Origin of the sequence: Mesorhizobium sp. B2-2-3, assembly GCF_006442405.1 — a bacterium.
In the GTDB taxonomy this organism is placed as follows: Bacteria; Pseudomonadota; Alphaproteobacteria; order Rhizobiales; family Rhizobiaceae; genus Mesorhizobium.
In genome coordinates this window covers 1-18,035 of the sequence record NZ_VFWC01000026.1, presented here as the reverse complement: position 1 = coordinate 18,035, position 18,035 = coordinate 1, and the positions used below count along the sequence as shown (strand labels likewise).

The 18,035-nt window shown below is 62.0% G+C and carries 19 protein-coding genes; 13 read left to right on the top strand and 6 right to left on the bottom strand.

Annotated elements, in window-relative coordinates; all coding sequences use genetic code 11:
- Positions 1 to 383 precede the first annotated feature (383 nt).
- From leuA to FJ951_RS28065, 4 genes are all read left to right on the top strand, one after another.
- The gene (gene leuA / locus FJ951_RS28080) at positions 384 to 2,120 is read left to right on the top strand and encodes a 2-isopropylmalate synthase (RefSeq protein ID WP_140518311.1); all 1,737 of its coding nucleotides are present in this window, start codon (positions 384 to 386) and stop codon (positions 2,118 to 2,120) included.
- 182 nt (positions 2,121 to 2,302) lie between these two features.
- Positions 2,303 to 4,078 (top strand): hypothetical protein, encoded by a 1,776-nt coding sequence (locus FJ951_RS28075; RefSeq protein WP_140518310.1) that lies wholly within the window; start codon positions 2,303 to 2,305, stop codon positions 4,076 to 4,078.
- A 328-nt stretch (positions 4,079 to 4,406) separates the two neighbouring features.
- On the top strand, positions 4,407 to 5,210 hold the full coding sequence (locus tag FJ951_RS28070; protein WP_140518309.1) for an alpha/beta fold hydrolase: 804 nt from the start codon (positions 4,407 to 4,409) through the stop codon (positions 5,208 to 5,210).
- Positions 5,211 to 5,320: 110 nt separating this feature from the next.
- Entirely contained in the window at positions 5,321 to 5,938 is a 618-nt protein-coding gene (locus FJ951_RS28065) for a hypothetical protein (protein ID WP_140496090.1), read from the top strand.
- Here FJ951_RS28065 and FJ951_RS28060 read toward each other — a convergent pair.
- Positions 5,922 to 6,845 (bottom strand): metallophosphoesterase, encoded by a 924-nt coding sequence (locus tag FJ951_RS28060; protein ID WP_140518308.1) that lies wholly within the window; start codon positions 6,843 to 6,845, stop codon positions 5,922 to 5,924. The two genes, FJ951_RS28065 and FJ951_RS28060, sit on opposite strands and share 17 nt — an antisense overlap.
- Before the next feature lie 53 nt (positions 6,846 to 6,898).
- Between FJ951_RS28060 and FJ951_RS28055 the strand changes: the two genes are divergently transcribed.
- A complete protein-coding gene (locus FJ951_RS28055) occupies positions 6,899 to 7,396 on the top strand; it encodes an NUDIX domain-containing protein (protein ID WP_140518307.1) in 498 nt (165 codons plus the stop codon).
- Between the two features lies 1 nt (position 7,397).
- Here the strand turns inward: FJ951_RS28055 and FJ951_RS28050 are convergent, their stop codons facing one another.
- The gene (locus FJ951_RS28050; protein ID WP_140518306.1) at positions 7,398 to 8,396 is read right to left on the bottom strand and encodes a glutathione S-transferase family protein; all 999 of its coding nucleotides are present in this window, start codon (positions 8,394 to 8,396) and stop codon (positions 7,398 to 7,400) included.
- Between the two features lie 287 nt (positions 8,397 to 8,683).
- On the opposite strand from FJ951_RS28050, the gene FJ951_RS28045 reads away from it, so the two are divergent.
- The 5 genes from FJ951_RS28045 to FJ951_RS28025 all read left to right on the top strand — a co-directional run bounded on the left by FJ951_RS28045 (position 8,684) and on the right by FJ951_RS28025 (position 12,331).
- Positions 8,684 to 9,220, top strand: coding sequence for an N-acetyltransferase (locus FJ951_RS28045; protein WP_140518305.1), 537 nt, complete (start codon positions 8,684 to 8,686; stop codon positions 9,218 to 9,220).
- Positions 9,221 to 9,279: 59 nt separating this feature from the next.
- The gene (locus tag FJ951_RS28040) at positions 9,280 to 10,041 is read left to right on the top strand and encodes a 3-hydroxyacyl-CoA dehydrogenase (protein ID WP_140518304.1); all 762 of its coding nucleotides are present in this window, start codon (positions 9,280 to 9,282) and stop codon (positions 10,039 to 10,041) included.
- A gap of 66 nt (positions 10,042 to 10,107) precedes the next feature.
- Positions 10,108 to 10,887 (top strand): HugZ family protein, encoded by a 780-nt coding sequence (locus FJ951_RS28035; RefSeq protein WP_140518303.1) that lies wholly within the window; start codon positions 10,108 to 10,110, stop codon positions 10,885 to 10,887.
- A gap of 156 nt (positions 10,888 to 11,043) precedes the next feature.
- Positions 11,044 to 11,388, top strand: a complete 345-nt coding sequence (locus FJ951_RS28030) for a metalloregulator ArsR/SmtB family transcription factor (RefSeq protein ID WP_140496438.1) — start codon at positions 11,044 to 11,046, stop codon at positions 11,386 to 11,388.
- A gap of 139 nt (positions 11,389 to 11,527) precedes the next feature.
- A complete protein-coding gene (locus FJ951_RS28025) occupies positions 11,528 to 12,331 on the top strand; it encodes an RNA methyltransferase (protein WP_140518302.1) in 804 nt (267 codons plus the stop codon).
- 2 nt (positions 12,332 to 12,333) lie between these two features.
- Here the strand turns inward: FJ951_RS28025 and FJ951_RS28020 are convergent, their stop codons facing one another.
- Both FJ951_RS28020 and FJ951_RS28015 read right to left on the bottom strand, forming a co-directional pair.
- Entirely contained in the window at positions 12,334 to 13,482 is a 1,149-nt protein-coding gene (locus tag FJ951_RS28020) for a hypothetical protein (protein WP_140518301.1), read from the bottom strand.
- Positions 13,483 to 13,669: 187 nt separating this feature from the next.
- Positions 13,670 to 14,206: an EipA family protein gene (locus tag FJ951_RS28015; protein WP_224704666.1), complete on the bottom strand. Its 537-nt coding sequence runs from the start codon at positions 14,204 to 14,206 to the stop codon at positions 13,670 to 13,672.
- Between the two features lie 388 nt (positions 14,207 to 14,594).
- Here FJ951_RS28015 and FJ951_RS28010 point away from each other — a divergent pair, with 388 nt between their 5' ends.
- Positions 14,595 to 15,224: a histidine phosphotransferase family protein gene (locus FJ951_RS28010; protein ID WP_140496099.1), complete on the top strand. Its 630-nt coding sequence runs from the start codon at positions 14,595 to 14,597 to the stop codon at positions 15,222 to 15,224.
- A gap of 242 nt (positions 15,225 to 15,466) precedes the next feature.
- Complete coding sequence (locus FJ951_RS28005) at positions 15,467 to 15,835, top strand: response regulator (RefSeq protein WP_140496100.1); 369 nt, start codon at positions 15,467 to 15,469, stop codon at positions 15,833 to 15,835.
- 86 nt (positions 15,836 to 15,921) lie between these two features.
- Here FJ951_RS28005 and ctrA read toward each other — a convergent pair whose 3' ends face one another.
- The gene (ctrA, locus tag FJ951_RS28000) at positions 15,922 to 16,617 is read right to left on the bottom strand and encodes a cell cycle two-component system response regulator CtrA (RefSeq protein ID WP_006203583.1); all 696 of its coding nucleotides are present in this window, start codon (positions 16,615 to 16,617) and stop codon (positions 15,922 to 15,924) included.
- Positions 16,618 to 17,068: 451 nt separating this feature from the next.
- Between ctrA and FJ951_RS27995 the strand changes: the two genes are divergently transcribed.
- Positions 17,069 to 17,446: a flagellar export protein FliJ gene (locus FJ951_RS27995; RefSeq protein WP_140496101.1), complete on the top strand. Its 378-nt coding sequence runs from the start codon at positions 17,069 to 17,071 to the stop codon at positions 17,444 to 17,446.
- 61 nt (positions 17,447 to 17,507) lie between these two features.
- Here FJ951_RS27995 and FJ951_RS27990 read toward each other — a convergent pair whose 3' ends face one another.
- Positions 17,508 to 17,906 carry a helix-turn-helix domain-containing protein gene (locus tag FJ951_RS27990; RefSeq protein ID WP_140518299.1) on the bottom strand — a complete coding sequence of 133 codons (399 nt, stop codon included), beginning with the start codon at positions 17,904 to 17,906 and terminating at the stop codon, positions 17,508 to 17,510.
- Between the last annotated feature and the right edge of the window lie 129 nt (positions 17,907 to 18,035).

Sequence of the window (18,035 nt, the reverse complement as noted above, 5' to 3'; positions counted from 1 at the left end):
CCCAGCCTCCATCCGCTGGCGATAAAACCGGACAACTCACGTGCTACCTAATCCGGACAACTCATCTGCTTACGACATGGCTTTCGGTACGGCTTGCCTCCGGCTGGCCGCTCCTGTATGAAAACCGCCATGAACACGCGCGCCACCACCGCTTCCCGTCAGACCGGCTTTGCCGGCGAGACCGTGCGCGCGCTTGCCTCGACGCTGCTTCTTCTCGGCCTTATCGGCGATCGCCGGGTTCGCTGAAGGAGCGCCCGGCGGTCGAGCCGCCGCGCAAGCGCATGCTCCTTGGCAGTCACATCAAGCGAACGAAAATCTGGTAAAGGCGCCACTCGCCACCCATCCGCCTGAAGGCGGATTCGAGGGTCGCCGGGAGAACGACGATGAACGCACGAGAAGAAATCCGCGTAAGCGAGGCCCCGGCGGGCCAGCAGAACGGCGGCATGCCGGACGCCGCCCGCAAGTACCAACCCTACCCAATCGTCGGCCTCACCGACCGGACCTGGCCCTCGAAAGTGATCGACAAGGCGCCAATCTGGTGCTCGGTCGACCTGCGCGACGGCAACCAGGCGCTGATCGACCCGATGGGCCACGAACGCAAGGCGCGCATGTTCGCGCTGCTGCTCGACATGGGTTTCGAGGAGATCGAGATCGGTTTTCCTTCGGCCTCGCAGACCGATTTCGACTTCGCCCGCTGGTGCATCGAAGAGGGCAGCGTACCGGCCGACGTTTCGCTGCAGGTGCTGGTGCAGTGCCGGCCCGAACTGATCACCCGCACCTTCGAAGCGCTCAGAGGCGCCACCAACCCGATCGTGCATTTCTACAATTCGACCAGCGAGTTGCAGCGCCGCGTCGTCTTCGAGAAGGACGTTGCCGGCATCAAGCGCATCGCCACCGATGCCGCCAAGATGATCACCGACATGGCAGCGAGTGCCGGCGGCGGCTACCGTTTCGAATACTCGCCCGAAAGCTTCACCGGCACCGAGCTCGAAGTCGCGCTGGAGATCTGCAACGCGGTCACCGAGATCGTGAAGCCGACACCTGACAACAAACTCATCATCAACCTGCCGTCGACCGTCGAGATGTCGACGCCCAATATCTATGCCGACCGCATCGAGTGGATGTGCCGCAATCTCGACAGGCGCGAGAACCTGATCATTTCGCTGCACCCGCATAATGACCGTGGCACCGGCGTCGCCACCACCGAGCTCGGCCTGATGGCCGGCGCCGATCGCGTCGAAGGCACGCTGTTCGGCAATGGCGAGCGCACCGGCAATGTCGACATCGTCACGCTGGCGCTCAACATGTACACGCAAGGCGTCGATCCGAAGCTGGACTGCTCCGACATCAACCGGATGAAGGATGTCTACGAATATTCGAACCAGCTGAAGATTCCCGAGCGCCATCCCTATGTGGGCGAACTCGTCTACACCGCCTTTTCCGGCTCGCACCAGGATGCCATCAACAAGGGTATGAAGGCGCTGAAGAAGGCCAACACGCCAGTGTGGGAGGTTCCCTATCTGCCGATTGACCCGGCCGACGTCGGCCGCAGCTACGAAGCCATCATCCGCATCAACTCGCAGTCCGGCAAGGGCGGCATCGCCTATGTGCTGCAGGCGGATTACGGGCTCAACCTGCCGCGCAACCTGCAGATCGAGTTTAGCCAGGCAATCCAGGCGATCACCGATGCCGAAGGCAAGGAAGTGCCGGCCAGGCGCATCTATGAGCGCTTCCTCGATACCTATGTCGACCAGCCGGGCGCCAGGCTGAAATTCCTCGATCACCACACCTATCCGGACACCGAGGTAAAGGGCCGGCGCGTTGTCGAGGCGGTCATTATCGACGACGGCAAGGAGATGACGATATCAGGCACAGGCACAGGCCCGATCGACGGCTTCGTCGATGCGCTGTCGCGTCATGTCGGCGTCGATATGTCGGTGCTCGACTATTCCGAGCACTCGATGCAGCGCGGTTCGAACGCCTCGGCCATTTCCTATGTCGAGATGGAACATCCTGACGGCAAGCTGTTCGGCGCAGGCATCAACACCAACATCGTCGCTGCCTCGCTGGAGGCCGTGGTGTCCGCCGCCAACCGGATTATCGGCAAAAGAGCCGGTTGATACAGGCCTGGAACGAATTCGGGACCATCGTCGTTTAGCGATTGGTCCCGACTTTTGTGTCATTAATCACCGGGAAATTATCCGGTGTGGTACGCGATCGCATAATACGTGTATGCTTGTACGGTGGTGCGGCAACGATATGATCGCACCTCAACCTGTGCCGACTTCGAGAGGATCGACACTTGCAGCATGCCACGCCTGCCGCCCCCGCAGTGCGCGAGACACTGGAGCGACTGCTTGCCAGCGAAACGTTCGGGAGATCCGAGCGCGCGCGCAAACTGCTTCGCTATCTCGTCGAGCGCGAGCAGGCCGGGGAAGCCGACAGGCTCAAGGGCTTTTCCATCGCTATGGACGTTTTCGGCAAGGACGGCGATTTCGATCCGTCCACCGATGCCGTCGTGCGGGTGCAGGCGGGCCGCCTGCGCGAACTGCTGCAACATTATTTCGCCAATGAAGGCATTGCCGAGCCGGTCCGCATAGCCATTCCGCGCGGCGGTTACGTCCCGGCCTACGAACTCAATGCCATCCGCCTGCCGCAAGCAGCGGAAGCCGCCAGTCACGCAGAGCCGACAGCCAGCCTGCCCGAACAGTCCGGTGCCGCCGATGATGCCGCACCCATGGCGGCCTTGCTCGGCCAGGTTCCTGCGGCGGGCCTCTCGGTGACGCGCCATCTCAGGTTCTTCTGGATCGCGATCGCCGTGGTTATCGCCATGTTGGGCCTTCTGATCCTGCGCCAGGGCGGCGGTGCCTTGCTGGCGGGAGGCGACATCCCGGCAACGTTCGAGACCGCCGGCGAAACCGGCAGCATCACGCCGTCGCCCATGGTCGAAGCGCTGCCGCTCGTCTACATCGCCCTCAGGGCCAACACTCCCAATGCCAGTCGCGTCGCCGCATCGCTGCGTGCCGGCCTGAGCGGCTTTGATACGATCGACTTCATCGGTCGCAACACCGTCAACAAGGCCGATCCGGTCGCCGATGCGACGAGTTTCATTTTCGATATCCTGCCTGGACCAGACGCGGGCGACGTTACCATCGAACTGCAAAGCTTGGCGTCCGGACGGGTGCTGTTGTCGCGCAACCTGACCGCCGCCGACAGCGCACCAACCGTAGTCGAGGATCGCCTATCCGGCATTCTCAGTGCGGCACTTCCCGCTTCTGGCACCATCTACAATTACATCGAGCAGTCCGGCGCGGAGACCGGCCTGACGCAGTGCCTGCTGCTCAACGACAAATACTATCTCGACCAGAACGCCAGGACTCACGAGACCGCCTATCGTTGCCTCGAAGCCCTTGCCAACAGTGGCGCGAAATCGTCACTGGTTTATTCGGAACTCGCCTCATTGCATTTGGAGGCCGTGACCGACCACTACGCCTACCCGCCGGACGCAACGATCGAGAAGGCGATGACGTTTGCCCATCGCGCCGTGCAGATGGGGCCGACCAGCCCGTACGCACATCGCTCCTACGGCTACATCAATTCGCGCCTCGGCAATGCCGACGAGGCCCTGCGATGGATGCGCAAGGCCCATGATCTTAACCCCTACGATCTCGCCATGGCCGCCGCCTATGGCTACGGGCTGGTTTTCGCCGGCCGGTACGCCGAAGGAACACCTCTTCTGGCGCATGCCGTGGATGCCTCGAGCGGCCACCCGACCTGGTGGGACTTTGGGCTTTTCGCCGGAGAATTAATGCTGGGCGATACCAGCAAGGCAGCGATAGCCAGCAGCGCTCTGAGAACCACTGCGGCGAAATCGCACTATCTCGCCGCCCGTCTGATCGGCGCCAAGATCGCCGGTCGGGACAACCAGGCACGAAGGCTGCTTGATGAGCTGATAACCGAATTTCCGAAATTCGCCGCCAATCCGCGCGCAACCTTCATCGACAGAAAATATCCCGCCGATCTGACCGAGCGGCTGGTCGACGCCTTGCGTGCCGCCGGGCTCTTCAACGCGAGCTAGATGTGAGCCATTCCAGGGCAGCTAGTGCCGGGTTCCCTTCCGGAGTTGCGTGAAATGAGGACTTAAAGCGGACAGCGAGTCCATCGAATAGTGAAAGGCCCAAAAGCGTTTCGCGTCGAAACGGATTCATGCGACACGCCTTAGGTCTTTTTGCTCGTGCGTGTCGTTCGCCCAAATCGAGGTCGCTTTTGGGAGCGGCATCCACCAGCAGCCGGCTCGCTGTTCGGCCAATCGCCTAATCGCGAAAATTTTACTGGCGAATGCTCTGGACTAGGAGCAATTCAGCCACATTTCCATCGCGCCTTCTCGAATAAAGCCTCAATCTTTCATGACTTCATCACTTTATGCCGACGAACGGGGTGTGGGTTCGAAGACCATCGTCCTGCTGCATGGTTTTGGCGGCAGCCACGATGTCTGGCGCGAGGTGATCTCCTTGCTGCCGCCTTCCGTACGCACATTGGCCTATGATCTGCCGGGACACGGCCTGTCGCTCGACTTTCCGTCGGCCGGACCGGCCAAGGTCGCGGCAAACGCCATCCTTGCCGACCTCTCCGCACGCGCGATCAAGCGCGTCCACCTCGTCGGCCATTCGATGGGCGGCGCGGTTGCCGCGCTGATGGCGTTGGCGGAGCCGGCAAAAGTCGCCTCGCTGACGCTCCTGGCGCCGGGCGGTTTTGGCCCCGAAATCAATGGACCGTTGTTGCGCCGCTTTGCCCGCGCGCAGGACCTGGCCGAAGTCCAGGCCTGCCTCGCCGAAATGTCCGGCCCTCGAGCCGCGCCCTCGCGTCGCATGGCCGAATTGCTTTGCGAAATGCGCGGCCGCCCCGGACAAACCGAAAAGCTCGTCGAGATCGCGGCCGCCATGACCAGGAGCGATCGACAGGGCGTCATCCCGCGCGAGCGGCTCGATGCGCTGAACATGCCGGTGATGGTGGCGTGGGGATCGGATGACGCCGTTCTACCCTTTACCCAAGTGGATGACCCGCCGGAGCGCTTCCATGTGCACCATGTGCTGGAGGCCGGCCATATGCTGGCCGAGGAAGCGCCCGACCTGATCGCCGAGATCATTCGCCGCAACAGCAATCGCCGCGTCGGACCGCAACGGGTGAAACTGTCCGCCGCGGCCAGCTGACTTCTTCCGTCTGCGCCGCCAACGGCGACCCTTGATGCATTGATCTCGCCAGTGCATTTTGCCGGCGGCTGTGTTAACTCCATGTTAACCAAACCCGCGAGGCCACGCCCATGAAGGATGCAGGCGAAAAGATCATCGACCCGTCGAGAAAATTGTCCGATGCCATTCGCGATGTAAAGAATGCCTTTGCCGATCGCGACGACGTCGTCGTCGACATGCGCGAGGCGCATCGCATGCGGCTCGACCTTCTTGCCACCGAACTCGCGCCCGTTTTTGCCGACGTTCCCGCCGACATGGACAGTTTCGACTTCGTCGTCTCGTCCGGTCTGCAGCCGCGCCTGTGGATCGACGCCGTCAGCCATGTCGCCATGGGCCGCGATCGCCGCACCTACCGATTCCTGAAGGACACCCGCATCGGCCGTGTGGTGCTGGCCGAATCGAGCGAGATGAAGCCGGTTGCCGATTCCGTGACGCGCTATGTCGCCGAGCGGATCGTCGAACGTCAGAGAATGATGGAGGGTGGCGTCGAGGCTGCCGTTCCCGGGATGAAGCGGCACGTGGTGCCGGAAGCCGAGCCGCCTTTGCGATCGCCGCCGCGCAGCAAGGGCTGGTCGGCCGTCCTGTCCGGCCTTGGCCTGATCGCCGCAGGCGCGCTGGTGGGACTGGCGGTTTCGATCGTGCTGTTCTGGGACCGTATCGTGGCGCTGGGGCTCAGCTTGCGGCCATAGCCGGTTGCGCCCCGAGCTCCAGCGTCTGCAGATCCGAAGGTGGTATCGCCGGCCCCGTCAAGCCGCGCCGCGTCAGGCGGATGCGCCAATCGCCTTTTTCACCGTCTATGTCGAACAGATTGTACTGCGCCGCCGGAGGCTTGCCGCCGGGAGCCTGGCCGGCCGCGGCGACGCCGACCACCGGGACCTTGGCGTCGCGCGGGCCGATCTGAAACAGCGACGGCAGATGTGAATGGCCATGCAGGATGAGCTCGGCACCGTGCCGGCGAATGATTTTGTGGAAGCGGGCGATGCCGAACAGCCGCTTGTGCTGCGGGACGGCGCCCCGCACCGGCGGATGATGGATCATGATCGCACGGAACAATCCTTGCTTCGCCGTCGCATCGAGTATTTTGCGCAGCCGCTCGGCCTGGCCTTCCATGAAGAAGCCGTTGGCCATGAAGGGTGCCGTCGCACGCGCCGTGGTGATGCCGATCAACGCGACATTGCCGCGCACGCGCAGATAGGGAAACGAATTGCGATCGACCGGACTGTTGACGCCGTCGCCCGTCATCCATGCCGCCCAGGACCGGCACACCTTGTCGAAGGCGCCAGGCACATAGGCGTCATGATTTCCCGGCACCACCGACACGTCATGCGGCGAGCCGAGCGTCTCCAGCCAGTGCTTGGCCATCTCGATCTCGCCGTCGAGCGCCAGGTTGACGAGATCCCCGGTAACCGCGAGGTGATCGGGCGCGCTGGCCTTGATATCGGCCACGATGGTGTCGATCACCGCATCGTGCATGTGCCGGCGGCGGTTGCGCTGCCAGTTGACGTAGCCCAGCACCCGCTTGGAGGCGAGATCGCGATAGGTTACTTCAGGGAGTGGCCCCAAATGGATATCGGAAATATGTGCGAGCCTGAACATTTCTCTTTCATAGGCGACGCGCACGCGGCTTTCCACCCACGGTTTCGCGACTGATGGCGACCGATCCCGAGAGCACTTTGCGCCAAACCGGCTGGCCGGGGCTGCGAGCCAGACTGTTCCATCTCTACTTCGTGCTGCGGCGGCCAATGACGCTTGGCGTGCGCGGGCTCATCCACGAAACGGCATCCAACTCCCTCTTCCTCATCCGCCACACCTATGTGCCGGGCTGGCAGCTTCCCGGTGGCGGGGTCGAGATCGGCGAGACGATGGCCGAAGCGCTGGCGCGCGAACTGGCGGAAGAGGGCAATATCACGCTGACCGCTCCGCCGGTGCTGCGCTCGATGCATTTCAACCGCCGCGCCAGCCGCCGCGACCATGTCGGCCTGTACCTGATCGAAAAATTCAGCCAGGCGGCCCCGAAACTGCCGGACCGCGAGATCGCCGAGGCCGGTTTCTTTCCGCTCGACCGTTTGCCCCAGGGTACGACCCCGGCAACGCTGCGGCGCATCGCCGAGGTTTTTGGCGGGAAGCCGCCGTCACCCTATTGGTAGTTCAGGCAGCCGCCTTGGCGAACCGTGCCCTGTCATGCCGCGCGCCGTAGTCAATTTCCGGCCCCACAGGCACTATACGCGTCGGGTTGATCGTTTCGTGGCTGCCGTAATAGTGCGACTTGATATGATTGAGGTTCACCGTGCCGGCTACGCCAGGCACCTGGTAAAGATCGCGCAGATAGTTCGACAGGTTCGGATAGTCGGCGATGCGGCACCGATTGCATTTGAAATGGCCGACATAGACCGGGTCGAAGCGCACCAGCGTGGTGAACAGCCGCCAGTCGGCTTCGGTGATCCGCTCGCCGACGAGATAGCGCTGATTCGACAGCCGATGCTCCAGCGTGTCGAGCGCGGCGAACAACTCCCCGAACGCTTGCTCGTAGGCGGCCTGCGTGGTGGCGAAGCCAGCGCGATAGACGCCGTTGTTGATGGCAGGATAGACCAGTGCATTGACCGCGTCGATCTCGCCGCGTAGCGCCTGCGGATAGAAGTCGAGGTTGGCGTCACCCCAAGCGTCGAAAACTGAATTCAGCATCCGGATGATTTCGGAGGATTCGTTGGAGACGATGGTCTCATCCCTTTTATCCCACAGCACCGGCACCGTGACCCGGCCGGAATAGTTAGGGTCGGCCCTGGTGTAGATCTGGTGCAGGAAGTCCAGGCCATAGAGCGTGTCACCTGTGGCTCCGTCCTGCGCCAGGAACGTCCAGCCATCGGCGCCCATGAAATGATGGACGACCGACACGGAGATGATGCCTTCAAGCTTCTTCAGCGCCCGGAAGATCAGCGTTCGGTGCGCCCAGGGACAGGCAAGCGAGACATAGAGGTGATAGCGACCGGGCTCCGCCTTGAAGCCGCGGCCGCGGCCGCGGCCTTCGGCAGGCGCCCCGTCACGAGTGATCCAGTCGCGCCATTGCGACTGCGCCCGCACGAATTTGCCGCCGCTGCCTTTGGTGTCGTACCAGCGGCCCTGCCATTTGCCTTCGACCAGCAATCCCATCGCTTATCCTTTCCTGTCTGGTACATCATGTAGGGCTCCAAGTCGTTGCATGGAATCGCCGGGCGCTGAACAGATCGTCAAGCACGTCGCGGCGCCCGTTGCTCTCTACCTGCAAAACCGCCGATTGCAGCGGCGGGAAATTGATGCTAGCGGACACTCCGCATGTTCGATTTTGCTTTGATCCGGTTCGACCGACGACGAAAGGGCGCCCACGCTTGATAAAGCGCTGATTGGCGAATGCTGCCGTTTGCAGCAAACCTTTCCTCCTGTACCGGAACGCAAAGACCATGAGCCTTGCCGACGTAGAATACCTGCCGGAAACTCCGGCGCACGACCCTCAGATCGAAGCCATCAATGACGAAGCCTTCGGGCCCGGCCGTTTTGTGCTGGCCGCCTACAAGATCCGCGAGGCCGGCGGGCATGAACGCGCGCTGTCCTTCGTCGCCATGGACGGCGATCTCGTGGTCGCATCAGTTCGCATGACCCGCATCGCCGCAGGCGCCGGACGCGCGCTGATGCTCGGGCCGCTCACGGTGCGGCCGGCCTTCAAGAATCTCGGCATCGGCCGCCGGCTGGTGGCGATCGCGCTGGAAGCGGCCGCCAAGGCCCGAGCGCCCGCCGTCATGCTGGTCGGCGACGAGCCCTATTATGGACCGCTCGGCTTCAAGCGTATCCCGCGCGGCCAGATATCGATGCCACGCCCCGTCGATCTCGACAGGCTGCTGTCGCACGAGATCATGCCGGGCGCGGTTGCAAGGCTCACGGGCGAGGTCTGCCATGCCGACCAGGCCAGGGTCGCCGAGCACTTTGCCGCGATGGCTTGACCATTCGCGCCGATTGCGCGCCTGATCCACGCCTGACTCTCATGTGAAAGGATGACGCCATGAATCCAAACGGCGAGGTCGCGGTTGTTACCGGCGGCGGCTCCGGCCTTGGCGAGGCGACGGCGCGCGCGCTGGCCGCCAGGGGCGCCCGCGTCGCCATCTTGGATATCGGCGTCGATCGGGCGGCCAAGGTGGCGGCCGAGATCGGCGGCATCGCCGTCCAATGCGATGTCGGCAGCGCCGACAGCGGTGTTGCCGCGCTTGCCGAGGTCGCGGCCAAGCTGGGCGAACCGCGCATCCTGGTCAATTGCGCCGGCATTGCCATCGGCGTGAAGACGATCGGCAAGGATGGTCCCCATTCGCTCGATCAGTACCGCAAGGTGATCGAAGTCAATCTGATCGGCACTTTCAACATGATCCGCCTCGTCGCCGACCGCGCCGCAAAGCTCGACCCGCTGCAGGGCGGCGAGCGCGGCGTCGTCGTCAACACCGCATCCGTCGCCGCCTATGACGGCCAGATCGGCCAGGCCGCCTATTCGGCATCAAAGGGCGGGGTCGTCGGCATGACGCTGCCGGTGGCGCGCGATCTTGCCCGTTCCGGCATCCGGGTCTGCACCATCGCACCCGGCATATTCAGGACGCCGATGATGGCCGGCATGCCGCAGGAGGTGCAGGATTCGCTGGGCGCCGCGGTGCCCTTCCCCTCGCGCCTCGGCGAGCCGTCGGAATATGCGGCCCTTGCCTTGCACATCATCGAGAACCAGATGCTCAACGGCGAGACCATTCGTCTCGATGGCGCCATTCGCATGGCTCCGAAGTAGCACTTGCCAGCCTGGCGCCATCGTCTGATAAGTGGAATAGCCAAATCAACTTAGCAGGGCGAGCATTTGGCCGATCGAACGAAGGACGTGATCCGCGAGACCGACGCCGAGGCGATCCGGCAGGCCAAGACACTCATGCGCCGCGCCCGCTTCGGCGCCTTGGCGGTGTTGGAGCCGCAAACGGGTTCGCCGCTGGCGAGTCGGGTCGGCGTCGCCACCGACATCGACGGCACGCCGCTGATCCTGGTATCGCAGCTTTCGGCCCATACGCCCGCCATACTTGCGGACCCGCGCTGTTCGCTGCTGCTCGGCGAGCCGGGCAAGGGCGACCCGCTCGCGCATCCTCGGTTGACGCTGATCTGCCGGGCAGCGCGGATCGAGCGCGGATCGGACGCGCATGCACGCGCCGAACGCCGCTATCTCAACCACAATCCGAAGGCCAGCCTCTATGCCGGCCTCGGCGACTTTTCGATCTTTCGTCTCGAACCGCAGCGCGCCAGCCTGAACGGCGGCTTCGGCAAGGCCTACCTGCTTGATCGCACCGATCTCATCGCCGACGGGCCGATCGTCGAGGAACTGGCAGCCAGCGAGCAATCCGCGATCGACCACATGAATGCGGACCATCTCGACGCCGTCGCCCTCTACGCGCATCATTTTGCCCGGGCATCCGGCGACGGCTGGGTCATCGCCGGATTCGATGCCGACGGCATGGATCTGGCCTCTGGCGACGATGCCGGCAGGGTCTTCTTTCCGCAGCCCTTGGTCACAGCGCATGAGTTGAGGCACGTCTTGGTCGACATGGCCAAGAGCGGCCGGGCGGCAACGTCGCCAAATAACCGCACTTAAATTACGTTTGATCAAAAGCAACGCTTGAGATTTGAATGAAATGTTCTACCCTTTGGCTGTGGCGCTGACTCGTTGGCGACCATTCACAACTGAGTTTATGGATTCAGGCACCATTGCCCCCATGGTGCCTCGATGAGCAAAGAGCATGGGGGATCGATGATCTCGACAAAGCTAATCGCCAACGCCGGATCGGCGGCCGAATTTCTGATGCTGATGGGCAATGAAAAACGGCTTTTGATCATGAGTTATCTGATCGACGGTGAAATGTCGGTCGGAGCCATCGCCGAGAAGGTGATGCTCAGCCAGTCCGCCCTGTCGCAGCATTTGGCAAAGTTGCGGGCGCTGGACCTTGTGGACACCCGCCGCGACCGCCAGATGATCTACTACTCCTGCAAATCCGACGCTGTGCGCGAACTGCTTGCCACGCTCGACGGCATTTTCGGCAGCGGCAAGGATGATCTGTCCCAGATGGCACAAAGGCTGCGTCGCGCCGGAACTTGAACGGCTGGGCGCGTAAACGTTTACGCCGCCAGCGGCCTTCGGCAATGTGCGTCCATCCTGGGCGCGCAAAATACACTTTGACACTGCATCCGCGCATCGTGTTCTTGGCAACCGATTCCGATTGTCAGCCGAGGCTCAGATGATCCTTGTCCACATCGACGATCCGCGGGATCCGCGCGTCGCCGCCTATCTCGACATCCGCGAGCGTGACCTCGCCGGTCGACAGGGCCGCTTCATTGCCGAGGGCAAGGTGGTGCTCGACATCCTACTGTCGGCCGCGCGCTTCCGCGCCGAATCGGTGCTGGTTCTGGAGAACCGCTTGGCCGGCCTCGAAAAAATCCTGCACAACGCATCTCCTGACCTGCCGGTCTATGTCGCCGCCGGAGCTGTGATGGATGCCATTGCCGGGTTTCACCTGCATCGCGGCATTCTTGCCATTGGTCGCAAGGAGACGCCCCAGCCGGCCGAGGCCCTGCTGGACGGCTTGCCTGCCCGAGCATTGATCGTGGTGCTCGTCGGCATCGCCAATCATGACAACATGGGCTCGATTTTCCGCAACGCCGCCGCGTTCGGCGCCAATGCGATCCTTTTGGATGCGACCTGCTGCGATCCGCTCTATCGCAAGGCGATCCGCGTTTCGGTCGGCGCGGCCTTGAAGGTCCCGTTCGCCTCGTTCAGCGACACCGCGCGGTTCGCCGCGACGCTCGACCGGCGTGGCTTTACCCAATTTGCGCTGTCGCCGCGCGGGACATCAGACATACGCGATGCAAAGCCGGCCGAACGCCTGGCACTCTACCTCGGGACCGAGGGCCACGGCCTGCCCGAAAGCCTGCTCGCCCGTCTCAATACTGTTCGGATCAACATGTCGGAAGGCTTCGACAGCCTGAACGTCGCGGCGGCATCCGCCATCGCCCTGCATCATTTCTGCGCCGGCGGTGCCTGAATTCAATCTGCCGCAACCGCCTTCTGTAACGCCCGCACGCGGTCGGCAAGGCTGCGGCCGCCGCTGTTCGGACGCGCATCCTGCTGCGCCTCCAGCGCCTTGGCGATCGGCGACCCCGGCCCTTCGAGCTTGGCTGTCAAGTTGACGACTTCCGCCGCCAGGTCATTCATCTGTTCGCGCAACATGGAACTTGCGTGGCGTGTATCGCCCTGCGGGCTGGCGGCCTCGGCGGCGGACAGATCCGCCTTCAGCCGCTTGTTCTCGCGTGCCAGTGCCGTCAGTCTGGCCTCCAGCCGCTCACGGTCGGCGTCGAGCCTGGCGATCGCCGTTTCGACGTCGTCGCGCCTGTCCGCCTGTACCTGCCCGCCGATCAACCGCAAGGCCGAGGCGCCGTCCCCAGCCTTCGCTTTTTCGCGCTGCCGCGCCAGATCTTTCTCGCGGCGTTCGAGCTTCTCCTCTCGGTCGGCAAGCGCGGCGAGCAACCGTTCGACTTTCTTGTCCAGTTCGGCGGTTTTTTTCCTCTCGGCCTTCAGCGCCTCACGCGCGGCCTTGCTTTCGGCCGCGATCTCCTGGTTGCGCCTGTCCGCCTCCTTGCGCTGGCCGCGCAGCAGCGCGATATCGCTGGCGAGCTTCTGCAACTCGGATTCGCGCGCCACAAGTTCGATCTGGCGGCTGCTGGAGGAGAAGCTGGCGTCGTCATACATGCGTTCCAGCTTCTCAAGCTCAAGCGCGCGCTTCTCCAGTTTGCGTTCGGTCTCCTTGAGCCGCTCGGATAGCCGGTGCAGTTCATCCTCGCGCTGGTGCAGCGCCGCGTTCTTGGCGGCCAGTTCATCGAGCACCTGGTTCTTGTCCATGCGCTCCAGCGCCAGCCCCTTCAGGGCCTCGCGGCCGCGATTGATCTCGATGAGCTGCTCGGTCGATTTCTCGCGCAGCGCCTTGACGTTCATCTCGAGGCGGCGCGTCGCCATGGCGAACTCCGCCCGGATCCGGTCCTTGTCGGCCCCGATTTCGGCTTGCGTCAGCGGGATCGAGGCTTCGATGCGTTTGCGCGTCAGGGCGACCGCCCGCCGCCAGATGGCCGGAGCCACCATCAGCGCCAGAAAGCCGGCGCAGAGAAAGCCGAGAGCAAAGAACAGGACCGACTGAACCAAGTGACTATCCGTTATCGCGCGCCGACATGCAACAATACGAGGATCAAAAGCCGTCGCGACTTTTGACCGTTACTCTGTTGGCATGACGGAAATCCGGCGCTGCGGCAAGGGCTCGCCGCGGCGCATATGGGTCATCGGATCTGGATTCTCATCGAAAGCGTATACACATTCCGGTCGTGACCTCGGGTCAGAACGGATTCCACGTCGCCCGTTCGGTAAGCTTCAGGTAGCCGAGATTGACGCCGAGCCGGGCGCCGACGCCAGTGCGGATCGGCACCAGCAGCACATTGTTGTTCTTCAGCACGTTGAATCCGACGCCCGCCACCACATAGGCCGAGCCGGCGACGCCGCCATAGCGGTTGTAGAGATTGCCGACGTCATCGAGATTATAGACGAGCATCATCACCCGCGATCCCTCGCCGCCGAAATCCCAGCCCAGCGACGGGCCTTGCCAGAACACTTTGTGGTCGCCGGCATTCTTGGTGTAGAGCGTACCTTCGCCATAGGTCAGGCCGCCGATCAGCGCGCCGGATCCCTCCTCGCCAAGCAGATAGCCATTGGGCAAGCCATAGGAAGCAAAAATCTTCTCCACGACTGTGGCAAGGCCGCCCGATGTCGCGCCGAAGAACTTGTGACCGGAATCGACAATCTCCTGAGCGGTGTACTCCTGGGCCCGCAGGGCCGATGTCGAGAAGACGAGAACGCCCAGGAGCGTGATCGCCATTGAGAGGACACGGAGAAAACTCCGGCCGTAGAATCGGGAAAACATGCTTCCAATCTCCGTCAGGGAGCACTTTCGCCGACGCCTCGCACCCCGTACGGCTCTTTAGGCGGCCGTTAAGGATGGCTGTTAGGGGCAAACTATGCCGTAATCCTTTTTCAACCATTAAACTCGCACATGAAGATGGCGGTTCGAAGGCTGTTGGGGTCGTTCATACAGGCAAGCAGCCTGCGTGAACGCGCCATAGGCCCCAACGGCGATTTTGGGTTTGTTGCTGCACGCACGGGCGCTGTGTATTCAGAAAGCTCGGGAAGAGAGCGTGATTCGCGTGGGCAGGCGTCGATCGATCGCGCGGCCATGATTTATGGGATTTTTGCAGGGATTTTCGCCGATGTCCGATCTTTTCACCCTTTCCGCACCCGATCTGGCGGCACTTTTGTGCAGCCGGGTCTGCCACGACATCATCTCGCCTGTTGGCGCGATCAACAACGGGCTTGAACTGCTCGATGAAGGCGGCGCCGACGAGGACGCCATGAAGCTGATCCGCCAGAGCGCCCGCAACGCCTCGGCGCGCCTGCAGTTCGCCCGCATCGCCTTCGGCGCGGCGGGTTCCGCCGGCATGCAGATCGACACCGGCGATGCGGAAGCCGTCGCTATCGCCTTCCTCAAGAACGAGAAGCCGGAACTCACCTGGAATGGAAGCCGTGCACTGTTGCCCAAGAACAAGGTCAAGCTGCTGCTCAACCTGATCCTGGTCGCCAACGCTGCCATTCCACGTGGCGGCAAGCTTTCGGTGACGCTGGAGAATCTCGAGACCGAGCCTCGCTTCGCGCTTTCGGCGAGCGGCCCCATGTTGCGGGTGCCGCCGAAATTCCTCGAACTGCATTCCGGCCACAAGCCGGAAGAACCGATCGACGCGCATTCGGTGCAGCCTTACTATACGCTGCTTCTGGCGCGGGAGGCCAACATGACGATATCGATCCATGCGACCGCGGAAGAGATCGTGCTTTCGGCGGCCTGAGATCCGCGCAGACCAGCAGCAAAGTATTTCAGCGCTGTAATATTGGTTGAATGGACCTGCGGACGAAAGATGAACTTCGTCTGACAGCGCGGGTCAAAGCATCTGCAAGAAAAACCTTGCAAACTGGCATCTTTGCAAAAATTTTACCTAATGGCTTTTCGGCTTCTTTACCAGATCGGCCTATGCTGTGCCGCAGATACCCCGACGCGACCGGATTGCCACAAGGCAAAGAGGACCCGGAAATGAAACGCTGCATGTTCGTCGACGATTCTAGCGTCATCAGGAAAGTTGCGAAGCGCATCCTGGGCGGTTCCGACATGATGGTCATCGAAGCCGCCAGCGGGCTTGACGCGCTGGAGATGTGCGCCGCCGATATGCCTGATATCATCGTCGTCGACGGTGCACTGCCGGATGTACAGGCGGTCGACCTGATCCGGCGCGTGCGCGCCATGGAAAGCCCGACCAAGCCGCAGATCCTGATCTCGCTGGTCGAACTGGACATCGCCTCGATCATGCGAGCCAAACGCGCCGGCGCCCAAGGCTATCTGTTGAAGCCGTTCAACCGCCCGCAGCTACTCGAGCGCTTTCGCACCCTGAAGATCGCTGCCTGATCCGTCGGATCGCGGTTACCACCGGTCTATGACGCAAAAACCCGGCTGCCGCCGGGTTTTTGTCTGGAATTTCGATCGGCCGTCGCTCAGGCGCTGACGCGGATGTCTTCAGGTTCGCGCAGCACATAGCCGCGGCCCCAGACCGTCTCGATATAATTCTGGCCGCCGGACGCAGCATCGAGCTTCTTGCGCAGCTTGCAGATGAAGACGTCGATGATCTTCAGTTCCGGCTCGTCCATGCCGCCATAGAGGTGGTTAAGGAACATTTCCTTGGTGAGCGTGGTGCCCTTGCGCAGCGAGAGCAGCTCCAGCATCTGGTATTCCTTGCCGGTAAGGTGCACGCGCTGACCGCCGACTTCGACGGTCTTGGCATCGAGATTGACCACCAGGTCGCCGGTGGTGATGACCGATTGGGCATGTCCCTTCGAACGGCGCACGATGGCATGGATGCGCGCCACCAGCTCGTCCTTGTGGAACGGCTTGGTCATGTAATCGTCTGCGCCGAAGCCGAGGCCGCGCACCTTGTCCTCGATGCCGGCCATGCCGGAAAGGATGAGGATCGGCGTCTTCACCTTGGAAAGACGAAGCGTTCTCAAGACCTCATAGCCGGACATATCGGGTAGGTTGAGGTCGAGAAGGATGATGTCGTAGTCGTAGAGCTTGCCTAGATCGACACCCTCTTCGCCGAGGTCGGTCGTATAGACGTTGAAGCTTTCCGATTTCAGCATCAGCTCGATGCTTTGTGCGGTTGCACTGTCATCTTCTATCAGCAGAACACGCATTTCATTCCCCTTTTCTGCTGCCGGACCATCTTGCGACCCATCCGGGACCGGAGCAGTGATTGCCTGGTGCAGAGGCTGCCATGGAATGGTTAACAAAACCTAATTCCGCGTCGATGACGGTACCAGATTTTTTAACCACTTTCTACACCCTCTTGAATTTAATAACGAATCACAGGGCCAAACCGCTAATGCAACACATTAAAAACCTGGACTAAGTGACTCCAGGGACTCATCGACATCGCTTCCATGTCGCCAGCCGGATTTTTACCCGGCCTTAAGTCCTGACCCGTATGATTAACAATGCCCGTAAACGAATGGTTACCGTCGGCAAAAAACTTTAGGGTTTTGTTTCCCATAGTGCGGGGAAAGCCGGTGGACACGGGCAGCGCTTGGGCCTTTCCAAGTGGTTTGGACGATATGTGCAGGTGTGCGTTTCCGGGAGTACCGAATCATGAAGTCACGTGAAAACCTCGTTCGGCTGAAACAGTTTCAGGTGAATGAGAAGCGGCGGCAGCTGCTGCAGCTCGACATGATGATCGCCGAATTCGAACGCATGGCCGCCGAGCTGGAGCTTCAGATCAGCGCCGAGGAAAAGAAGGCCGGTATCACCGACATCAATCATTTCGCCTATCCGACCTTCGCCAAGGCGGCCCGTTTGCGCCGCGACAACCTCAGAAATTCGCAAGGCGACCTCGCCCAGCAGCGAAGCGCCGCCGAATCATTACTCGGCGAAGCTGAAGCGGAGCTTTCCAAGGCGGAAATGCTCGAATCGCGCGACACCAAGATTCGCGAGGCCGAAACTGGCGGTCGTAGCGCGATGATCGGCTGAACCGCCCGATATCCGCGTCTTTGAGCACGTCCAAGCGGGCGCGCAACGCATTGGGCGAGCGCTAAACGGCCCACTCCCCTTCATTCACGGCCGCAGCTCGCGCCCGGGCCTCCTTGATGTCGGGAACGTGTTGTTCCGACCAGGATCTGATCTGGTTGAGCAATCCCGCCAGATTCTGGCCAAGTTCGGTCAATTCATATTCGACCCGAGGCGGGACGACCGCGAACACCTCGCGCCGCACCAGGCCGTCGCGCTCGAGCACGCGCAACGTCTGCGTCAGCATCTTCGGCGTAATGCCTTCGAGCTTGCGGGCAAGCTCGCCATTGCGCTGCCGGCCTTGGCGCAGCGCACAAACAACCAGGTAAACCCACTTGCTGGCCAGCGTCTCCAGCACCGTGTGCGAGGGACAGGTCCGCCGGAACGCATCAAAGCCGTAGGGGGAGTCGAGATCACTATCCATACGGTGCCTATATATCAAAAAGGTATATACTGGACAAGAGACTATTACTCTCCTGTCGTAAGCAGATGAGTTGTCCGGATTAGGTAGCACGTGAGTTGTCCGGTTTTATCGCCAGCGGATGGAGGCTGG